The 1,738-nt window shown below is 69.0% G+C and carries 2 protein-coding genes; one reads left to right on the top strand and one right to left on the bottom strand.

Annotated features, from left to right (window positions below; translation table 11 throughout):
* Positions 1-104: 104 nt before the first annotated feature.
* Positions 105-974: a menaquinone biosynthetic enzyme MqnA/MqnD family protein gene (locus tag IF99_RS0130105; protein WP_031001633.1), complete on the bottom strand. Its 870-nt coding sequence runs from the start codon at positions 972-974 to the stop codon at positions 105-107.
* 307 nt (positions 975-1,281) lie between these two features.
* On the opposite strand from IF99_RS0130105, the gene IF99_RS0130100 reads away from it, so the two are divergent.
* Positions 1,282-1,485, top strand: coding sequence for a cold-shock protein (locus tag IF99_RS0130100; RefSeq protein WP_008746266.1), 204 nt, complete (start codon positions 1,282-1,284; stop codon positions 1,483-1,485).
* The last annotated feature ends 253 nt before the right edge of the window (positions 1,486-1,738 follow it).

Below are 1,738 nucleotides of genomic sequence, written 5' to 3'. Positions count from 1 at the left end.
GGGGGGGGGGCCCCCAGGGCCGCCCCCGCACCGCAGCACAGACCCAGCCCCCGAGGCCCCCCACCGCCACAAGGTCCGCCCCCCCACCTACCAGCCCGACACCCTCAGGGCTCCCGCACCTCCACCCGCACGTCCGCCGGGAATCCCGTGGTCGGGCCGACCCGGCGGGCGAACTCGCGGACTCCGCCGAGTTGCCGGCCCGCGAAGCGGAAGTCGAGGGTGCGGAAGTAGCGCTCCAGGATCTCGGCGTCGAAGCTCTCCCAGCGCGCCGCCTGCTCGGCGACCTTGGTGACCTCGACGAGCGAGAGGTCGCGGGACTCCAGGAAGGCGCGGTGCACCTCGGCGACGACCTCCGGCTCGCGCTCCAGGTAGTCGCGGCGCGCCGCGAAGACCGCGAAGACGAAGGGGAGGCCCGTCCAGTCCTTCCACATCTGACCGAGGTCGTGGACCTGGAGGCCGAGACGGGGCCCGTCGTGGAGGTTGGCGCGCAGCGCGGCGTCGCCGATGAGGACGGCGGCGTCGGCCTCCTGCATCATCAGGCCGAGGTCCGGCGGGCAGGTGTAGTACTCGGGAGTGACGCCGTAGCGGTCCGCGAGGAGGAGTTGCGCGAGGCGCACGGAGGTACGGGACGTGGAGCCGAGGGCGACGCGAGCGCCGTCCAGGTCCTCCAGCGGGCCCTTCGAGACGATCACGCAGGACATGACGGGGCCGTCGCAGCCCACCGCGATGTCCTGGAGCGCCACGAGGTCGTCGCTCGCCTTGAGGAACTCGACGAGCGTGATGGGCGCGATGTCGAGCGAACCGCCGACGAGCTGTTCGCTCAGCTTCTCCGGCGTGTCCTTCGTGAGTTCGAGGTCGAGGAGGGTGCCGGTGCGGGCGAGGCCCCAGTAGAGGGGGAGGCAGTTGAGGAACTGGATGTGCCCGACGCGGGGGCGGGCGGTGCCGGGGCGCGCGGGGAAGTCAGAATGGTCCACATCGCGAGACTAGCCCCCGAAAGGGGGAAGGAAACGGGCGGGCCCGCAGGCTCGGGCGAACCTTGCGCTTTCGCGTATGTCAAGACGGCTTCACCCGGTTTCAGACATCCGGGTGAAGTGATCTTGCCCTCTATCGCTTTCGGGCGGCCCCATGCTAGGCTCGCTCGCAAGTTGCAGTTTGGTTTCCCTTGCAGTACAGAGCCTGCGGAGCATGTGACCGCGGGCTCTCGTCGTTTTCAGGGTATGCATTTGTTTATCGCACGTGCAGGTTCTGGAGCAGGGCAACCCTTTGGCCCAAGGAGGGCTTATGGCTACCGGAACCGTGAAGTGGTTCAACGCCGAAAAGGGCTTCGGATTCATCGCCCAGGAGGGCGGCGGCCCCGACGTCTTCGTCCACTACTCCGCGATCAACGCCAACGGCTTCCGCTCCCTTGAGGAGAACCAGGCCGTGACCTTCGACGTCACCCAGGGCCCGAAGGGCCCGCAGGCGGAGAACGTCAGCGCGCTCTGACACCGGTCTCGCGGAGCCCATTCGCGAGCGGTGGACCGGATTCCCGGTCCCGGACCTAGTACGCAGTACCAAGAGGCCCTGTCTCCGCCCGGCGGCGGAGACAGGGCCTCTGTCTTTCACGGCAGGTCTCTGTCTTTCACGGCAGGTCTCTGTCTTTTACGGCTGGGGAGACGCCTGGTGACACGCCATCGGCCTCGCGGAGCCGCCTCCGCCCCGAGCCCCTCGGCCCCACCTCACGCGGCTCCCCCACCCC

Source organism: Streptomyces sp. NRRL F-5630 (assembly GCF_000719475.1).
Lineage (GTDB): Bacteria > Actinomycetota > Actinomycetes > Streptomycetales > Streptomycetaceae > Streptomyces.
This window is presented reverse-complemented; position numbering and strand designations above follow the sequence as displayed.